At 75.6% G+C, this 14,714-nt stretch carries 11 protein-coding genes; 4 read left to right on the forward strand and 7 right to left on the reverse strand.

What is annotated here, in order from left to right:
- Positions 1–137: 137 nt before the first annotated feature.
- From MCM47_RS13520 to MCM47_RS13545, 6 genes are all read right to left on the reverse strand, one after another.
- Positions 138–3,851 (reverse strand): SpoIIE family protein phosphatase, encoded by a 3,714-nt coding sequence (locus tag MCM47_RS13520; RefSeq protein ID WP_238861804.1) that lies wholly within the window; start codon positions 3,849–3,851, stop codon positions 138–140.
- Positions 3,852–3,983: 132 nt separating this feature from the next.
- The gene (locus MCM47_RS13525) at positions 3,984–5,171 is read right to left on the reverse strand and encodes a thiolase family protein (protein WP_238861805.1); all 1,188 of its coding nucleotides are present in this window, start codon (positions 5,169–5,171) and stop codon (positions 3,984–3,986) included.
- Positions 5,172–5,307: 136 nt separating this feature from the next.
- A complete protein-coding gene (locus MCM47_RS13530; RefSeq protein WP_238861806.1) occupies positions 5,308–6,372 on the reverse strand; it encodes a serine hydrolase in 1,065 nt (354 codons plus the stop codon).
- A gap of 178 nt (positions 6,373–6,550) precedes the next feature.
- A complete protein-coding gene (locus MCM47_RS13535) occupies positions 6,551–7,642 on the reverse strand; it encodes a glycoside hydrolase family 19 protein (RefSeq protein ID WP_238861807.1) in 1,092 nt (363 codons plus the stop codon).
- A 356-nt stretch (positions 7,643–7,998) separates the two neighbouring features.
- Positions 7,999–8,418 carry an HIT family protein gene (locus MCM47_RS13540; RefSeq protein WP_238861808.1) on the reverse strand — a complete coding sequence of 140 codons (420 nt, stop codon included), beginning with the start codon at positions 8,416–8,418 and terminating at the stop codon, positions 7,999–8,001.
- Positions 8,419–8,526: 108 nt separating this feature from the next.
- Positions 8,527–9,174, reverse strand: a complete 648-nt coding sequence (locus MCM47_RS13545) for an MSMEG_1061 family FMN-dependent PPOX-type flavoprotein (RefSeq protein WP_238861809.1) — start codon at positions 9,172–9,174, stop codon at positions 8,527–8,529.
- 185 nt (positions 9,175–9,359) lie between these two features.
- Between MCM47_RS13545 and MCM47_RS13550 the strand changes: the two genes are divergently transcribed.
- Positions 9,360–9,674 carry an antibiotic biosynthesis monooxygenase family protein gene (locus tag MCM47_RS13550; RefSeq protein WP_238861810.1) on the forward strand — a complete coding sequence of 105 codons (315 nt, stop codon included), beginning with the start codon at positions 9,360–9,362 and terminating at the stop codon, positions 9,672–9,674.
- A gap of 111 nt (positions 9,675–9,785) precedes the next feature.
- Here MCM47_RS13550 and MCM47_RS13555 read toward each other — a convergent pair whose 3' ends face one another.
- Positions 9,786–10,034, reverse strand: coding sequence for an SCO4226 family nickel-binding protein (locus tag MCM47_RS13555; protein WP_238861811.1), 249 nt, complete (start codon positions 10,032–10,034; stop codon positions 9,786–9,788).
- A 216-nt stretch (positions 10,035–10,250) separates the two neighbouring features.
- Between MCM47_RS13555 and MCM47_RS13560 the strand changes: the two genes are divergently transcribed.
- From MCM47_RS13560 to MCM47_RS13570, 3 genes are all read left to right on the forward strand, one after another.
- Positions 10,251–13,574, forward strand: coding sequence for an AAA family ATPase (locus MCM47_RS13560; protein ID WP_238861812.1), 3,324 nt, complete (start codon positions 10,251–10,253; stop codon positions 13,572–13,574).
- Between the two features lie 119 nt (positions 13,575–13,693).
- Complete coding sequence (locus MCM47_RS13565; protein WP_238861813.1) at positions 13,694–14,086, forward strand: hypothetical protein; 393 nt, start codon at positions 13,694–13,696, stop codon at positions 14,084–14,086.
- Between the two features lie 27 nt (positions 14,087–14,113).
- Positions 14,114–14,590 carry a hypothetical protein gene (locus MCM47_RS13570; RefSeq protein ID WP_238861814.1) on the forward strand — a complete coding sequence of 159 codons (477 nt, stop codon included), beginning with the start codon at positions 14,114–14,116 and terminating at the stop codon, positions 14,588–14,590.
- The last annotated feature ends 124 nt before the right edge of the window (positions 14,591–14,714 follow it).

The raw sequence follows: 14,714 nt of genomic DNA on the forward strand, positions 1-14,714 counted from the left end.
CGGTCGACGGACCCAGCCAATCCCCCCGGCCCCCGCACGGGCGAACAACCGCACCGGTCCGACGACAACGATCCGTTGTCCACCCAGGCCGGCCGGGGAGCCGCACACTCGACCGGCGGGCTCCGGGCGCTGCCGCCCTACCGGCTCGACGCCCCCGGCGGCAGCTCCAGTTCGAACCAGACCACCTTGCCGTCCCGGGTGCGCCGGGTGCCCCAGCGGTGCGCCAGCTCGTTGACCAGGTGCATGCCGCGCCCGCCCTCGTCCTCCTCCCGGGCACGCCGCATCCGGGGCGCGCCGGAGTCCCGGTCGGCGACCTCCACGGTGAGCACCCGGTTGTAGAACAGGCGCAGCTGGACCGGGGAGCCGGCGTGCACCAGGGCGTTGGTGATCAGCTCGCTGGTGAGCAGCTCGGCCCAGTCGGCGAGCGGGCCGAGGCCCCACTCGGTGAGCGTGTCGCGGGTGAAGCGGCGGGAGTGCGCGACCATCGCGTGGTCGTCGCTGAGCGGCAGGGTGGCGATCCGGTCCGAGCCCGCCGGCCGGACCTGGGCCAGGATGATCGCGATGTCGTCCTCGCTGGTGCGGCCGGTGAGTTCGGCCAGCACGGCGTCGCAGGTCTGCTCCAGTGACCGGCGCCGGTCGGCGACGGTCCGGCAGAGCAGGTCGAGGCCCTCGTCCAGGTCCCGGCCGCGCCGCTCCACCAGGCCGTCGGTGTACAGGCCCAGGATGCCCTCCTCCGGGAGGGTGAACTCGACGCTCTCGAAAGGGACTCCGCCGACGCCGAGCGGGGCGCCGGCCGGCAGCTCCAGCAGCCGGGCCCGGCCGTCGGCCTCGGCGATCACCGGCGGCAGGTGGCCGGCGCAGGCGGCCGTGCAGTGCCGCTCCACCGGGTCGTACACCGCGCAGACGCAGGTGGCGAACTGGCCCTCGCCGAGCGCAGTGGTGGCCTCGTCCAGGCGGTGCAGCACTCGCGCCGGGTCCAGTTCGAGGGTGATCAACGTCCTGGCGACCGTGCGGAGTTGACCCATCGTGGCGGCGGCTCGGATGCCGTGGCCCATGACGTCGCCGACCACCAGGGCGACCCGGCCGGAGGAGAGCGGGACGACGTCGAACCAGTCGCCGCCGACCTCGCTGACCACGCTGCTGGGCAGGTAGCGATAGGCGATCTCCAGCCCGAGGGTGCGGTGGATCTCCTGCGGCAGCAGGCTGCGCTGCAGGGTCAGCGCGGTGTCCCGCTCGCGCCGGTAGAGCCGGGCGTTGTCCATCGCCAGCGCGGTGCGCGCGGCCAGCTCCTCGGCCAGCGCCCGGTCGGCCTGGCCGAACGGGACGGGATTGCGGATCCGGATGAACTCCGCACCGCCGAGCACGAGTCCGCGCGCCAGCAGCGGCACCATGAGGTAGGAGTGCACCCCGGCGTTCACGCCGGGCTCGACGCGGTCGGGCGAGGCGACGATCCGGCGCAGCGCCTCCTCGTCCACCTCCGAGACGAGGATCGACCGCCCGGTGCGCAGGCTCTCGGCGTAGAGCTTCGCCGACTGCGAGGTCTCGCCGACCTGGTCGGCGGCCGCGGACATGGGCCCCTCGGTGCTCGCCTCGCCGACCGCGACCGCCCGCATCAGCACCGAGCCGTCGTCCGGGACGGGCCCGGGCTCCTCGCCGCTGAGCACCGCATCGCGCAGGTCCACGGTGACGAAGTCGGCGAAGCGCGGGATCACCACCTGCACCAACTCCTCCGCGGTGCGGTGCAGGTCGAGCGTGGTGCCGATCCGGGTGCTGGCCTCGTTGAGCAGCGACAGCCGCTGCTGCGCCGCCCAGGCCTCGTCCAGGGCGCGCTGGCGGGCGGAGGCGGCGTCGCGCTCCCGGGTGAACAGCAGGGCGTTGTCGATCGAGACCGCGGCCCGCACCGCCAACTCCCCGGCCAGCGCGAGGTCGTCGTCCTCGTACGGGCGCTCCACGACGGTCCGGTAGAAACCGGCGACGCCGACCGGTGCGCCGCGCGCGATCAGCGGCACCACCATGAACGCGCGGACGTTCTGCTCGCGCACGGCCGCCGTCCGGACCGGGTCGTCGGCGAACCAGGCCATGCCGGCCTCGTCCATCCGCGGCACCAGCACCGGTTTGCGGTGCCGCAGGCTCCACGCGTACGGGGAGCCGGGCCGGAAGCGGTGGATTCCGCCGGTCCGGTCGATCGGCTCCAGGGTGGAGCCGTGCGCCGAGTGGAACGCCATCCGGCGCAGTACGGCCGAACCATCCGGCAGGGTGCGGGCCTCGCGCTCGCCGCGGACCAGGTCGTCCAGCACCTCGACCACCACGGTGTCGGCCAGCCGGGGTGTCGCGACCTCGGCCAACTCCTGCGCGGTCTGGGCGAGATCGAGTGTGGTGCCGATCCGGGCCGAGGCGGCGTTGACCAGCGCCAGCCGCTCCTGGGCGGCCTTCGCCTCGCGCAGCGCCTGCTGGCGGGCCAGCACGGTCTGGTGCTGGCGCAGGTAGAGCCGGGCGTTGTCGATCGCCACCGCCGCCCGCGAGGCCAGCTCGTCGCCGAGGGTGATGTCCGCCTCGGCGAAGGACTCCCGCTCGCCGCGCCGCGAGTACACCACCATGCCGAGCGTGGTGCCGCGCGCGACCAGCGGGGTGATCCGCACCGAGCGCGGGCGGTCCCCGAGGTAGGCCTGGCGGCGGCTCTCGCTGATCCCCTCGCTCAGCAGCGGCAGCTCCCAGGAGGGCACCACCACCGTCCGCCCGGTGGTCATCGCCCGCGCGTACGGCGAGTCGGGCGCCAGCTCGTAGACGGTGTCCACCGGCAGGGCCTCGGCCGGGTAGAGGGGGTCGGCGGTGGCGAGGGCGAGCCGGCGGACGAGGTGCACGGCGGCCGGGTCCAGCGGTTCGACGTTGCGGCCGGCCACCAGCGCCTCCAGGGCGAAGACGCCGCTGATGTCGGCGACCCGCGGGACCATCGCGTCGGCCAGCTCGCGGGCGGTCTGCCGCAGGTCGAGCGTGGTGCCGATGGACGCGGTGGCGTCGACGAGCAGGGCCAGGCGTTCCTGCGCCCGCGCGGCCCGGGCGTCCGCGCGGAACCGCTCGGTGATGTCGATGAGGGTGGAGCTGACCCCGAGCACCTCGCCGCTCGGCTCCTCCAGCCGGAAGTACGAGGCCGACCAGGCGTGGTCGTGCCCCGGGTCCCCGGGGGTGCGGCCGTGCGAGCGGGAGTCCAGGACCGGCTCGCCGGTCTCCAACACCCGCCGCATCACGGCCTCGCTCTCCTCGCCGTTGATCCCGGGCAGCAGCTCGGTGAGCCGGTGCCCGAGGTGCTGCTCGACGGAGAGGCCGTTCACCCGGGCGAGGGCCTCGTTCAGCCGGACGAAGGCGAGCCGGGTGTCGTACACGGCCATGCCGACGGGGGACTGGGTGAAGAACCCGTCGAGCACGGCGAGGTCCGCCTGGATCCGGCGGAGCGTGGTGACGTCGGACGCCACCGCGAGCACCAGCGGGCTGCCGCCGGGCCCGGCGATGGGGTGGGTGCGGAACTCCAGGTTGACGTGGTGGCCGTCCCGGTGTCGGACCGGGAAGACGCCCGACCAGCCCCGGCCGTCCAGGATCTCCTGGAACAGCTCCAGCACGTCGGGCCGCTCGTCGTCGGAGACCAGCAGCTGCGCGGCCTTGGCGCCGATCGCCTCGTCGGCGGTGTAGCCGAGCAGCGCTTCGGCGTCGTCGCTCCAGTGCAGGATCCGGCCGTCGGCCTCGATCAGCGCGGTCGCGATCGGCACCATCAGCAGGCCGTCCGGCCGCGGCTCCCCGCCCGGCTCGCCCCGGCGCGACCGGCCGGGCCCGTCGGCATCCCGCTGCTCGTTCACCATGGCCAGAGAACCGCCCGGAGATCGTTTCCACCAGCCCTGCCATCTTCCCACGCGGGCCCGGCCGCCCGCTCGTTCCGGCGGTGGCGGCCCGGCCGGGCCGGCGGGGGAGCCGACCTCGGCCGGACAGTGCCTCTAGTCCAGCGCCTCCAGGACGACGGCGTTGGCCAGGCCGCCCGCCTCGCACATGGTCTGCAGCGCGTAGCGGGCGCCGCGCTCGCGCATGGCGTGCACCAGGGTGGTCATCAGCCGGGTGCCGCTCGCGCCGAGGGGGTGGCCGAGGGCGATCGCGCCACCGTTGACGTTCACCTTCGCCGGGTCGGCCCCGGTCTCCTGCAGCCAGGCCAGTACGACGCTGGCGAACGCCTCGTTCACCTCGAACAGGTCGATGTCGGCGAGCGAGAGCCCGGAGCGCTGCAGCACCTTCTCGGTGGCGGGCAGCACACCGGTGAGCATCAGCAGCGGGTCCGAGCCGGTCACCGCGAAGGAGTGCAGCCGGGCCAGCGGGCGCAGACCGAGCCGGGCGGCCGTCTCGCTGCTGGTGATCAGGACGGCCGAGGCGCCGTCGTTGATCGGGCTGCTGTTGCCGGCCGTGACCGACCAGTCGATCTGCGGGAAGCGCTCGGCGAAGGACGGGTCGGCGAAGGACGGCCGGAGGCCGGCCAGCACCTCGGGCGTGGTGCTCGGCCGCACCGACTCGTCCGTCGTGACGAGGGTGCCGTCCGGCACGGTCACCGGCGCCAGCTCCGCCGCGAAGCTCCCGGCGGCGTGGGCCCGGGCGGCCTTGGCGTGCGACGCGGTGGCGAACTCGTCCATCGCCTCGCGGGTGATCGACCACTTGGCGGCGATCAGCTCGGCGCTCACGCCCTGGGGCACCAGCCCGCCCGGGTAGCGGGCGGCGACGGACGCGCCGAACGGGTCCGCGCCGGGCGGGACGTTGGACCACATCGGCACCCGGCTCATCGACTCGATCCCGCAGGCCACCACCAGGTCGTACGCGCCGGCGATCACTCCCTGGGCGGCGAAGTGGACCGCCTGCTGGGAGGAGCCGCACTGCCGGTCGACCGTGGTGGCCGGCACCGACTCGGGCAGGCCGGCGGCCAGCCAGGCGTACCGGGTGGTGTTCATGGCCTGCTCGCCGACCTGGTCGACGCAGCCGCCGATGACGTCGTCGACGAGCGCCGGATCGACGCCGCTGCGGGTGATCAGCGTTCCGAGGGTGTGCGCCAGCAGCTCCACCGGGTGGACGCCGGAGAGGGCACCCCCCGGCTTGCCCTTGCCGATCGGGGTGCGGACGGCTTCGACGATCACGGCGTCACGCATGGCGGCCGCCTTCCTCTAGGGTCGTTGGATTTCCAAACTTACTAGAGAGTAGTGAGTTTGGGAATCCAACGCTAGGAGGTCGGGCGCTAGGAAGTCGGGCGGCGGACCGTCTGCGTGCCCGCTCTGCCCGCAGGCCCTAACCGTTCTGCAGCGAGCGGAGCAGGGCGACGCCGGCCGGATCGACCGCACGCCGGCTGTTCGCCAGTGCGATGACGCCCACCTGCTTCTCGGGGTCGAAGGCGACGAACGAGCGGAAGCCGCCCGTCCCGCCGTTGTGCCAGATCTGCAGGTGGCCGCCCTGGCGCTGGTGCAGGCGGTGGCCGAGCCAGCCGAGGTGGGCCCAGGCGAACGGGTTGACCCGGTGGCGGACCTCCCGGGTGAGCGCGATCGCGGGCCCCAGGGGGGAGCCGTCCTCCGGGCCGGATGCCAGCTGGGCCCGGAGGAGGACCGCGAGGTCGCTCACGGTCGAGTGCAGCCCGCCCGCGCCGACCAGGTCCGCCAGGTGCCAGGCGGGCACCGGCCGGCCGCCGGCCGTGTGGCCCCGGGCGAGCCGGGCGGACCGCTCGCCGTCGACCGCCACGACCGTGTCGGTCAGGCCGAGGGGTGCGCAGACCTCGCGCGCGATCAGCTCCTCGTACCCGAGGCCGGACCGGTGGGCGAGGGCCAGGCCGAGCAGTCCCGCCCCGAGGTTGGAGTAGCGGAACGCGCGTCCGGGTGCGGTGCGAAGCCGCGTCCGGGCGAGCCCGGCCAGCAGCACGTCACGGGTGCAGTGGCGGTACGGGTCGGGCTTGTTCGGGCTGAGCAGCGCGGGCAGCAGCATCCCGGCGGGCAGCCGGGGCAGGCCTGAGGTGTGGGTGGCGAGGTGCTGCAGGGTGATCGGGGTGCCGCCCTTGGCAGGCATGGCTGCACCGGTCGGCAGTGCGCCGGCGAGCACCGCGGCGAGCGGCTCGTCGAGCGCGGCCGAGTCGGCGAGCACCAGCCGTGCCAGCGCGAGCGAGGTGAACACCTTGGTCACCGAGCCGATTTCGAACACCGTGTGCGGGCCCGGCACGTCGCCCGCGGGGTCGGTGCCGGTGGTGCCGGCGCGCCCGGCGCCGCGGATCTCCAGCGCGCCGCCGGCGAGTCCGGCGACCACCGCGCCGACGTGCTGGTCCGCGAGCCGGTCGGCGGTCTGCTGGACGAGGCTGCCAAGGTCGTTCATGGCGGTGAGCCTAGGGCCCGCCGGTCGCGCCGTCGTCCGCCGGGACGACGATTCCCGACCCCGCCGGTCTGCCGCCGGACGGCCGTTTCGGCTGCTCCCTGCGGCGTAGCAGGGAGCAGCCGCCGTTCCGGGTGCGTGCGGCAGTGCCGCGGGGGCCGGCCGGGGAGCCGTCGAACCGTCAGCAGCCCAGGTTCGAGCCCGGGACGGTGCCGAGGATCCGGGTGAAGTTCTGGTAGGCGTCGATCCGGCTCTGGACCTGCGCCGGATTGCCGCCGTTGCACTCCAGACTGCCGTTGATGCTGCGGATCGTCTCGCCGAAGCCGTAGCCGTTGACCATGGCGTTGTGCGGGGTCATGGTGCCCGGACCGGTCTGGGTGTTCCAGTACCAGAGCGCGGTCTTCCAGGCCACGGCCGGATCGGTCTGCACCAGGCCGGGGTTGTGCAGCAGGTCGATGCCGAGGGCGTCCCCGGCCGCCTTGTAGTTGAAGTTCCAGCTCAGCTGGATGGGGCCGCGCCCGTAGTACGCGGCCTGCCCGGCCGGGCACCCGTACGGCTGCGAGGCGTCGCAGTAGTGGGGGTAGTTGGCGGTGTTCTGCTCGACGACGTACACCAGGCCGCCGGTCTCATGGCTGACGTTGGCGAGGAAGGCGGCGGCCTCCTGGCGGCGGACGGTGTCGCTGCCGGTGTTGGCGAATCCGGGGTAGGCGCCGAGCGCGTCGAGCAGGCCCTGGTAGGTGTAGAAGGCGTTCCGGTTCGGGAACATCTGGTTGAACTGCGCCTGGCCGACCGGGAATCCGCCGGGGTTCGGGGTCGTGGTCGGCGTCCCGGTGGGAGTCGAACCGCAGGTGAACGGCTCCCAGTACCAGGTGCTGATCACCGGGTCGTAGCCCGGGTTGTCGTGGGTGGCCCGGTAGAGCCCGCCGTTGGTGTAGCGGACGATGCTCCCGGTGGTGTAGGTGCGGCCGGCCATCCAGGCCGGGTAGTCGCAGCTGCCCGAGGTGGGCGTGGGCGTCGGGCCGGTGCCGCCGCAGGCGCCCTGGTCGGACCAGACGCCGGAGCCGGCGGAGCTGGGGGCCTCGTTCTGGGTCCACCACTTGGCGTACCAGTTGTGGCCGCCGTAGGAGACGGCGGCGCCGCCGGTGTAGGCGGTGGCCGGGTTCCACGGCGCGGCGCAGGTGGCCGCGCCGGCGGAGGCTGCGGGCAGCAGCAGCGCGAGCGCGAGCGCCGTGGTGACGGCGGAGAGCAGTGCGAGCAGGCGTTTCACGGACACTTGATCACCCCTTGTGCGGTGGGGGCCGCACGGTCGTGGAGGCGGGAACGTTCGGCGCAGGGAGAGGTGCCGGGCAGGCGAGGGCGAGCGTCGGGGCAGGGGGCGGTACCCGCGGCGTGGGGCTCGTCGTGGGGGGCGGGCGACCGGGGTGTGGGCCGGGTGCGGGGCTGACCGAGACTCAAGCGGAATGGTCTATACCTGTCAAGGGGTTGGCCCGGAGTCGCCCGGCATTTCCGCGGATTCGGCCTGAACCGGGTGCATGCCGGCCGACGTCGACCCCGCGGGCCGCTCAGGGTGCGGGGCCGGACGACGGGCCCGCGCCCCGGAGCGCGGGCGGGCGGGGCGGATCCGGGGGGTCACCCGGTGGTGGCCAGCGCGGCCCGCAGGCGCTCGGCGACCTCCGCCGCACCCGCCTCGTCCGGGTACTTCCCGCGCGGCCAGAAGAAGCCGCGCAACCCGTCCTTCGGGTTGCGCGGCACCACGTGGACGTGGAGGTGCGGCACCGACTGGCTGATCCGGTTGTTGGCCGCGACGAAGCTGCCCGCCGCGCCGAGCCCGTGCTCCACGGCCGCCGCCACCCGCTGGACCTGCAGGAAGAACGGGCCCACCTGGGCCGCGGGCAGGTCCGCCAGGGTCCGGTGGTGAGCGCGCGGCACCACCAGGACGTGGCCGGGGAAGAGCGGCCGCCGGTCCAGGAAGGCCACCGCCGCCTCCTCGTCCAGCACCCGGTGGGCGGCCTCGGTGCCCGCGACCACCGCACAGAAGACGCAGTCCATCCGTCCATTGAAGCGAGCGGTCGCCCGCCCGGCGTGCCCGCGAGCCCCGCCCGGCGCGGGTTCACCCGCCCGGCGGCCGGGACGGCCGCGGGGCGGTGGCCCGCTCGGCTACTCGTAGCGGTAGAGCAGGGACTCGCGCTCGGCCTGCTCGATCGCCTCGATGGTCAGCGACGGGTCCCGGAGGTGGGAGAGGGTGACCTCGGCCGAGCTCGGCTGCGCGTCCTTGGCGAGCCAGTTCTCCGGCTTCCAGGCCGAGCCGCGCAGGAACGCCTTCGGGCAGTGCGCGTAGACCTCCTCGACCGCCACCACGATCGCGCTGCGCGGCGGCTTGCCGACCGCCGTCAGCTGCTCCAGCAGCCGCGGGTCGGTGGAGACGCAGGCGCGGCCGTTGACCCGGAGCGTCGCGTCCCGGCCCGGCACCACGAAGATCAGCCCGATCTGGCCGGTCTCGATGACGTTGTGCAGGGTGTCCAGCCGCTTGTTGCCGGTGGCGTCCGGTATCGCCAGGGTGTGCTCGTCCAGCACCGACACCAGCCCGGCCGGCCCGCCGCGCGGTGAGACGTCGCACCGTCCGGCCGCGTCGGCGCTCGCCACGAAGACCAGCGAGGAGCAGGCGATCAGCCGCCGGGCCACGTCGTGGATGTGGTCCACCTGCTTGCGGCGGACGAGGTCGCTCGGCTGCTCGTAGATCTCGCGCAGCTGCGCGGCCTCCCGGACGGCGTCCGCACGGAGCGACTCGAACAGGCTCGACGGCACGCGAGCCGGCGTGGCGTTCCCGGTGGTTGACGGTCTGACGGTCCCCGATGTTGTGGTCATGCCGGGAAATCTAGCGGAGCTCCGCCCGGCGGCCCCGACCGCCCTTCGCGAATGCCCCGGGCCCCTCCCCACCAGCGGTTCTGCGCCGATAATGGGGCCAAGGGCTCCCGTGGGAGGTGGTAGCCGTGATCGTCAGGATCTGGGCCGGTCAGGTCATGGCCGAACACATCGAAGAGTTCTGCAGCGTGCTGCTCTCGCAGGTGATCCCGCAGCTCGGGGAGAGGGACGGCTGCCTAGGCGGTGAGCTGCTGCGCTCGGTCTCCGACGACGGCCACCGGGTGCTCGTGGTGAGCCGGTGGCGCGACGAGGAGGCCCTGCGCGGGTACGCCGGGCCGATGTGGCGGATCCGGCCGGTCTGGTCGGAGGGCGAGCTGCGCTACCTCGCGCACCCGCCCGAGGTCTCCCACTTCATGCCGGTGGCGGCCGCCCAGCCGGCCTGAGCCGGTACGCGCCCGCGCCACGTCGCCGAACCGTCCGGCCCGGGGCCGCGCGCCGACCCGCGCGAGCCCGTCGGGGCCGGACAGAACCCTCGGCCGACGGCCGTCAGACCATCAGACCACCAGCGGTACCGGGTGGATCTCGTCCGCCGGGTGGCCGGTGCGCTCGTGGACCCGCATCACGGCTTCCTTGGACGGCCCCTCGGAGAGGCAGTAGACGGTGCCCGAGGCGGGGTCGGCCCAGGCCTGCTCGAAATGCACGCCCTCGGCGCCCTCGGCGTCGAGATCGGCCTGGTGCGCCATCCGCAGCTGTTCCTCGGTGATCCCGGTCATGCCGTGGTGGACGTCCATGAACTTCGCCATCGCCCTCGCACCTCCTGGGTCGGGGCCGGCGGTTGCCGACCGCCTCCCACCAGCCTGCGCCTGCCGCACCTCGGCCCGCCACCGGGGACGGGACGGGGCCACGGGTCCGGGGCCCGCCCCGCCCGCCGCCCCGCCCGCCGGGCGGCGGCCCGGTCCGGCGGCCTACCCTCGGAGCGGGGGCGGTCCCGGGTGTCCCGCGACGGAGAGGACGGTCCGATGCCCGTGCTTCCCTTCGTCGGCCGCGCCGACCTGCTGGCCGAGCTGGCCGCGGCGCTCGCCGACGCCCGGGCCGGCCGGGGCGGCCTGACCGTCCTCACCGGAGCGGCCGGCGCGGGCAAGACCCGGGTGGCGGAGGAGGCCGTCCGCCGCGTCCAGGGCTTCCGGACACTCTGGCTCTGGTGCCCGCCGCAGGTGGGCGGTCGGTCCGGCGCCGACTACCCGCTGGGCCCGTGGGCGCAGGCCGTGCACGAGCTCGCCGCCGCCACCGACTGCAGCCGGCTGGTCCGGTCCTCACCCGGGTTGCGCGCCCTCGTCGCGGCCGGGGCCGCCGGACCGGCAGACGCCCCGGTCCGGGCCGCGCCGCGCACCCGTGACCCGGAGGCCGCCCGCCGGCGCCTCGGCCGCGACCTCGCCGTCCTCCTGCGCACCGCCGCCGGGACCGATCCGCTGCTGCTCGTCCTGGACGACGTCCACGACGCCGACGCCTCCACCCTCCGGCTGCTGACCGAACTCGCCGCCGCGCTGCGCACCGCGCCCGCCCTGCTGCTGGTCACCGCCCGCGATGACGACGCCGCCTGGCAGGGCCGCGCGGCGGAGCGGGCCGCGCTGCTCCGGGCCGGACGGAGCCTGCCGGTCGGCCCGCTCGGCGAGCCGGAGGTCCGGACGCTGCTGGCCGCCGCCGGAGGGACGCGCAGCGGCCCGGCGGAGGTCCGGGAGCTGCTGGAGCGCACCGGTGGTGACGCCTTCTTCGTCACCGAGCTCCTGCGCCACGGCGGCGCCGAACGGCCCGGTCCGTTGCCGGCCACCGTCCGGGCGGCCGTCGCGGCGCGGCTGGCGCGGCTGCCGGGGGAGTGTGCCCGGGTGCTCGGCGCGGCCTCCGTGCTGGGCAGCCGCTTCGCCCTCGACGTGCTCGCCCGGTTGGCCGGGGTGCCGCTGGCCGACCTGCGGGCGGTGCTCGCGGCGGCGGCGGACGAGGGGCTGCTGGCGCTGGTCGATCCGGGGGCGGGCGAGTTCCGCCACGAGCTGATGCGGGAGGCCGTCCTGGACGGTCTGGCCCCGGCCGACCGCGCCGCGCTGCACGCGCGGGCGGGCACCGTCCTGGCCGGGCTCGCCGACCGCGGCCGCGACACCGGACCGGCCGGGGCCGCTCGCCACCTGCTGCTGGCCGGACCCGAACACGCCGCTGCCGCAGCCGAGTTCGCCGGCCGGGCGGCGGAACGGTCGGCCCGGCTGCTCGCCTTCGAGGACGCCGTCCAGTGGTACGGGCAGGCTCTGACCGCCCTCGCCGTCGCAGGCGGCGACGACGCCCGGCGGGCGTCGCTCCTGGTCGGCCTCGGCACCGCCCGGCTCGGTGCCGGCCGCCGGGAGGAGGGCCGGGCGGACCTCCTCGCCGCCGCCGACCCCGCCCGCCGCGCCGGCCGCCCGGACCTGCTGGCCCGGGCCGCGCTCGGCCTCGGCTCCGGCCCGGTGGGCTTCGAGGTGGAACTGCTCGACCGCCCGCAGATCGACCTGCTCGCCGAGGCGCGGACCAGGCTGCTCGCCCGCCCCGGCCGGCTGCCGGGGGAGCGGCCGTCCGCCGGCCCCGCGGACGGCGCCGCCGCACTGCTCGCCGCCGTCACCGCCCGGCTCTCCGTCGCCGGCGCGCTGGTCGAGCCGGACCGGGACCGGCTGGCACTCGCCGAGGAGGCGGTCGGGACCGCCCGGGAGAGCGGTGACTCCGCCGTGCTGGCCTACGCGCTCTCCGCGCTCTGCGACGCGCGCTCCGGCCCGGCGCACCGCACCGGGCGCCGGGCCTGGGCGGGCGAGATCGTCGACCTCGCGCGCGGTCTGGACGAACCCGACCGCGAACTCGAACTCCTCGGCCGGCGTCTGCGGTTGGTCGCCCTGCTGGAGGGAGGGGAACTGGCCGCGGTGGACGCCGAGAGCCAGGCGTACGAAGCGGTGTCGCGGGCGCTGGGCCGGCCGTCCTACGCCTGGTACGTGCCGCTCTGGCGCGGCATGCGCGCCCTGCTGGAGGGCCGGTACGAGGACTGCCCGGCCGCGCTGGCGGAGACGGAGGAGCTCGGACGGCGGGCGGACAGCCCCAACGCCGCGCTGCTCGCCGCCACCCAGCGGTGGTGCCTGTACGCCGAGACCGGCCGGACGGAGGAGCTGGCCCGGCTGCTCGCCGGGATGCCCCCGCTGGACTCGCTGCCGGGGGTGTGGCCCCGGGTGGCGGTCGCGCTGGTCGCCGCCCAGTTCGGCGACCGGGCCGAGGCCAGGCGCCGACTCGCCGCCGCCGCCCCGCTGGTGGACTCCGCCCCGGTGGACAGCGAGTGGCTGCCGATGCTGGCCCAGGCGGCGGAGGCGCTGGCCCTCGTGGGGCCCGACGCGCCCGCCGTCCCCGCCCGGACCGAGGACCCCACCGGTCCGGAGAGCGACGAGGACGCCCAACTGCGCGCCCTCGCCGGCCGCCTCTACGACGCGCTCCACCCCCACCGCGGGCTGCTGGTGGTGGAGGGCATCGGGGCCGCGGTCCGGGGTCCGGTCCACCGCCACCTCGGCCTCCTCGCAGGTCGCCTCGGCCGGACGGCCATCGCGCGCGAACACTTCGCCGCGGCCCTCGCGACCGCCCGTGCGCTCGGTGCGCCGCGCCTCGCCGAGCGGATCGCGAACGAGGCCGGCGCCCTGGCGCCGCGCGGCGCGCGGCTCCCGGCCCCGGCCCCGGCCGGGGAGGGGGGAGCGGAGACGGCCGCTCCGGACGGCCACGTCTTCCACCGGCAGGGCGAGTTCTGGCAGCTCCGCTACGCGGGGGAGGAGGTCCGGCTGGCCGACAGCAAGGGGCTGCGGGATCTCGCCGCGCTGCTGGCGCGCCCCGGCACACCCGTCCCCGCGCTCGACCTGGCCACCGCGTCGGCACCGGCGCCGTCGACGGCCCGGGCCGGGGCCCCGGAGGTCGGGGCCGACCTCCACCAGCCCGCCGACACCGGCGAATTGATCGACGCCACCGCCCGGGCCGCCTACCGCCGCCGACTCCGCGAGCTGGACGGGGAATCCGCCGAGGCCGACGCCGCCGGGGACGCCGAGCGCTCGGCCCGGATCGCCGTCGAGCGGGACGCGCTGGTCGGCCAGCTCTCCGCCGCGTACGGCCTGGGGGGCCGCCCGCGCAGGACCGGCTCGGCCACCGAACGGGCACGCACGGCAGTCACGGCCCGCATCCGCGCCGCCATCGACCGGATCTCACGCGCTCACCCGCCGCTCGGCCGCCACCTGGCGAACGCCGTCCGCACCGGCACGCTCTGTGTCTACGAGCCGGAGCGGCCCGTCCACTGGCGGCTCTGACCGGGCGGCCGCCGCCCGCCGGAGCGGCCGCCCCCGTCTCGTGCCGCCGCGGCTCACATCGTGCGGACGTTCCTCACGCCCCCTGAGCAGAGAAGCAGGACCGCACCGAGGAGGACACCATGCCCCGCATCTCCAAGGCCGAGGCCGCGCTCACTCTGGACGAGCCGGTGATCGAGGGCCGCTACGCCGAACTCGGCGGCTACACCGTCGGATTCGAGACCCACAAGGCCGACATGGACCCGGCTCCGTTCTTCGCCGGCCTGCCGCAGGACCGTTGCCAGAGCCCGCACTGGGGCGTCGTGCTGACCGGCCGGGTGGTGTTCCGCTACGCCGACCACGACGAGGTCTTCCAGGCTGGCGACGCCTACTACGGCGCACCCGGCCACCTCCCGCTGATCTTCGCCGGAACGGAGCTGATCGAGTTCAGCCCGACCGAGGAACTGGAGCGGACGTCGGCGGTGGTCGGCCGAAACCTCCAGGCCGCCAAGGCCGCCGAAGCCCCCACCGCCTGAGGCCGGCCGCACCCACCGGAGCGCATCATGACCACCACCACCCCCGCAGCCGCGGACCCCGTCCGGTCCCTCGGCGCCACCGAAGCCGTCGAGGCCACCGACGCCGCCGACCCGACCGAGCGCCTCGCCGCCCTCCTGATCGCCTTCCTGGAGACCGGCGCTCCGCCCGACGGCCTCTTCCACCCCGAGGTGTTCTGCGACCTCACCGTCCCGCAGTGGCGGCTCCAGGCGCGCGGTGTCCCCGGCCTGGTCGCCCTGCGGCGGGGCGGGCACCCCGCGCCCCGTGCGGTACCGCGCCACCGGCTGGACCGCACCGGCACCGGATTCGTCCTGGAGGTCGAGGAGAGCTGGGAGCAGGGCGGGCAGCGCTGGTACTGCCGGGAGCTGCTGCGCGCCGACGTCCGGGGCGGGGCGGTCGACCGACTCGCCGTCTACTGCACCGGGGACTGGGACGCCGAACAGCAGCGCCGCCACCGCACGGAGGTGACCCTGCTGGAACCCTGACCCCCGTGCACCACCACGCCCCTCGCCCCTTCTCCGCACCGCCGCGGCACCCGCGCCCATTCCCGGCCCGCGCGTGAAACAGGCCACAGCGGAAGCCTCTCCCTCGGCCCGCGCGGGCCATGGC

It is taken from the genome of Kitasatospora sp. A2-31 (assembly GCF_022288725.1).
GTDB lineage: Bacteria > Actinomycetota > Actinomycetes > Streptomycetales > Streptomycetaceae > Kitasatospora.

What these genes read in the sequence shown, in the direction of transcription:
- MCM47_RS13520 (WP_238861804.1), bottom strand. Translation starts at nt 3,851, where the DNA reads ATGGTGAACGAGCAGCGGGATGCCGACGGGCCCGGCCGGTCGCGCCGG.
- MCM47_RS13525 (WP_238861805.1), bottom strand. Translation starts at nt 5,171, where the DNA reads ATGCGTGACGCCGTGATCGTCGAAGCCGTCCGCACCCCGATCGGCAAG.
- MCM47_RS13530 (WP_238861806.1), bottom strand. Translation starts at nt 6,372, where the DNA reads ATGAACGACCTTGGCAGCCTCGTCCAGCAGACCGCCGACCGGCTCGCG.
- MCM47_RS13540 (WP_238861808.1), bottom strand. Translation starts at nt 8,418, where the DNA reads ATGGACTGCGTCTTCTGTGCGGTGGTCGCGGGCACCGAGGCCGCCCAC.
- MCM47_RS13555 (WP_238861811.1), bottom strand. Translation starts at nt 10,034, where the DNA reads ATGGCGAAGTTCATGGACGTCCACCACGGCATGACCGGGATCACCGAG.
- MCM47_RS13560 (WP_238861812.1), top strand. Translation starts at nt 10,251, where the DNA reads ATGCCCGTGCTTCCCTTCGTCGGCCGCGCCGACCTGCTGGCCGAGCTG.
- MCM47_RS13565 (WP_238861813.1), top strand. Translation starts at nt 13,694, where the DNA reads ATGCCCCGCATCTCCAAGGCCGAGGCCGCGCTCACTCTGGACGAGCCG.
- MCM47_RS13570 (WP_238861814.1), top strand. Translation starts at nt 14,114, where the DNA reads ATGACCACCACCACCCCCGCAGCCGCGGACCCCGTCCGGTCCCTCGGC.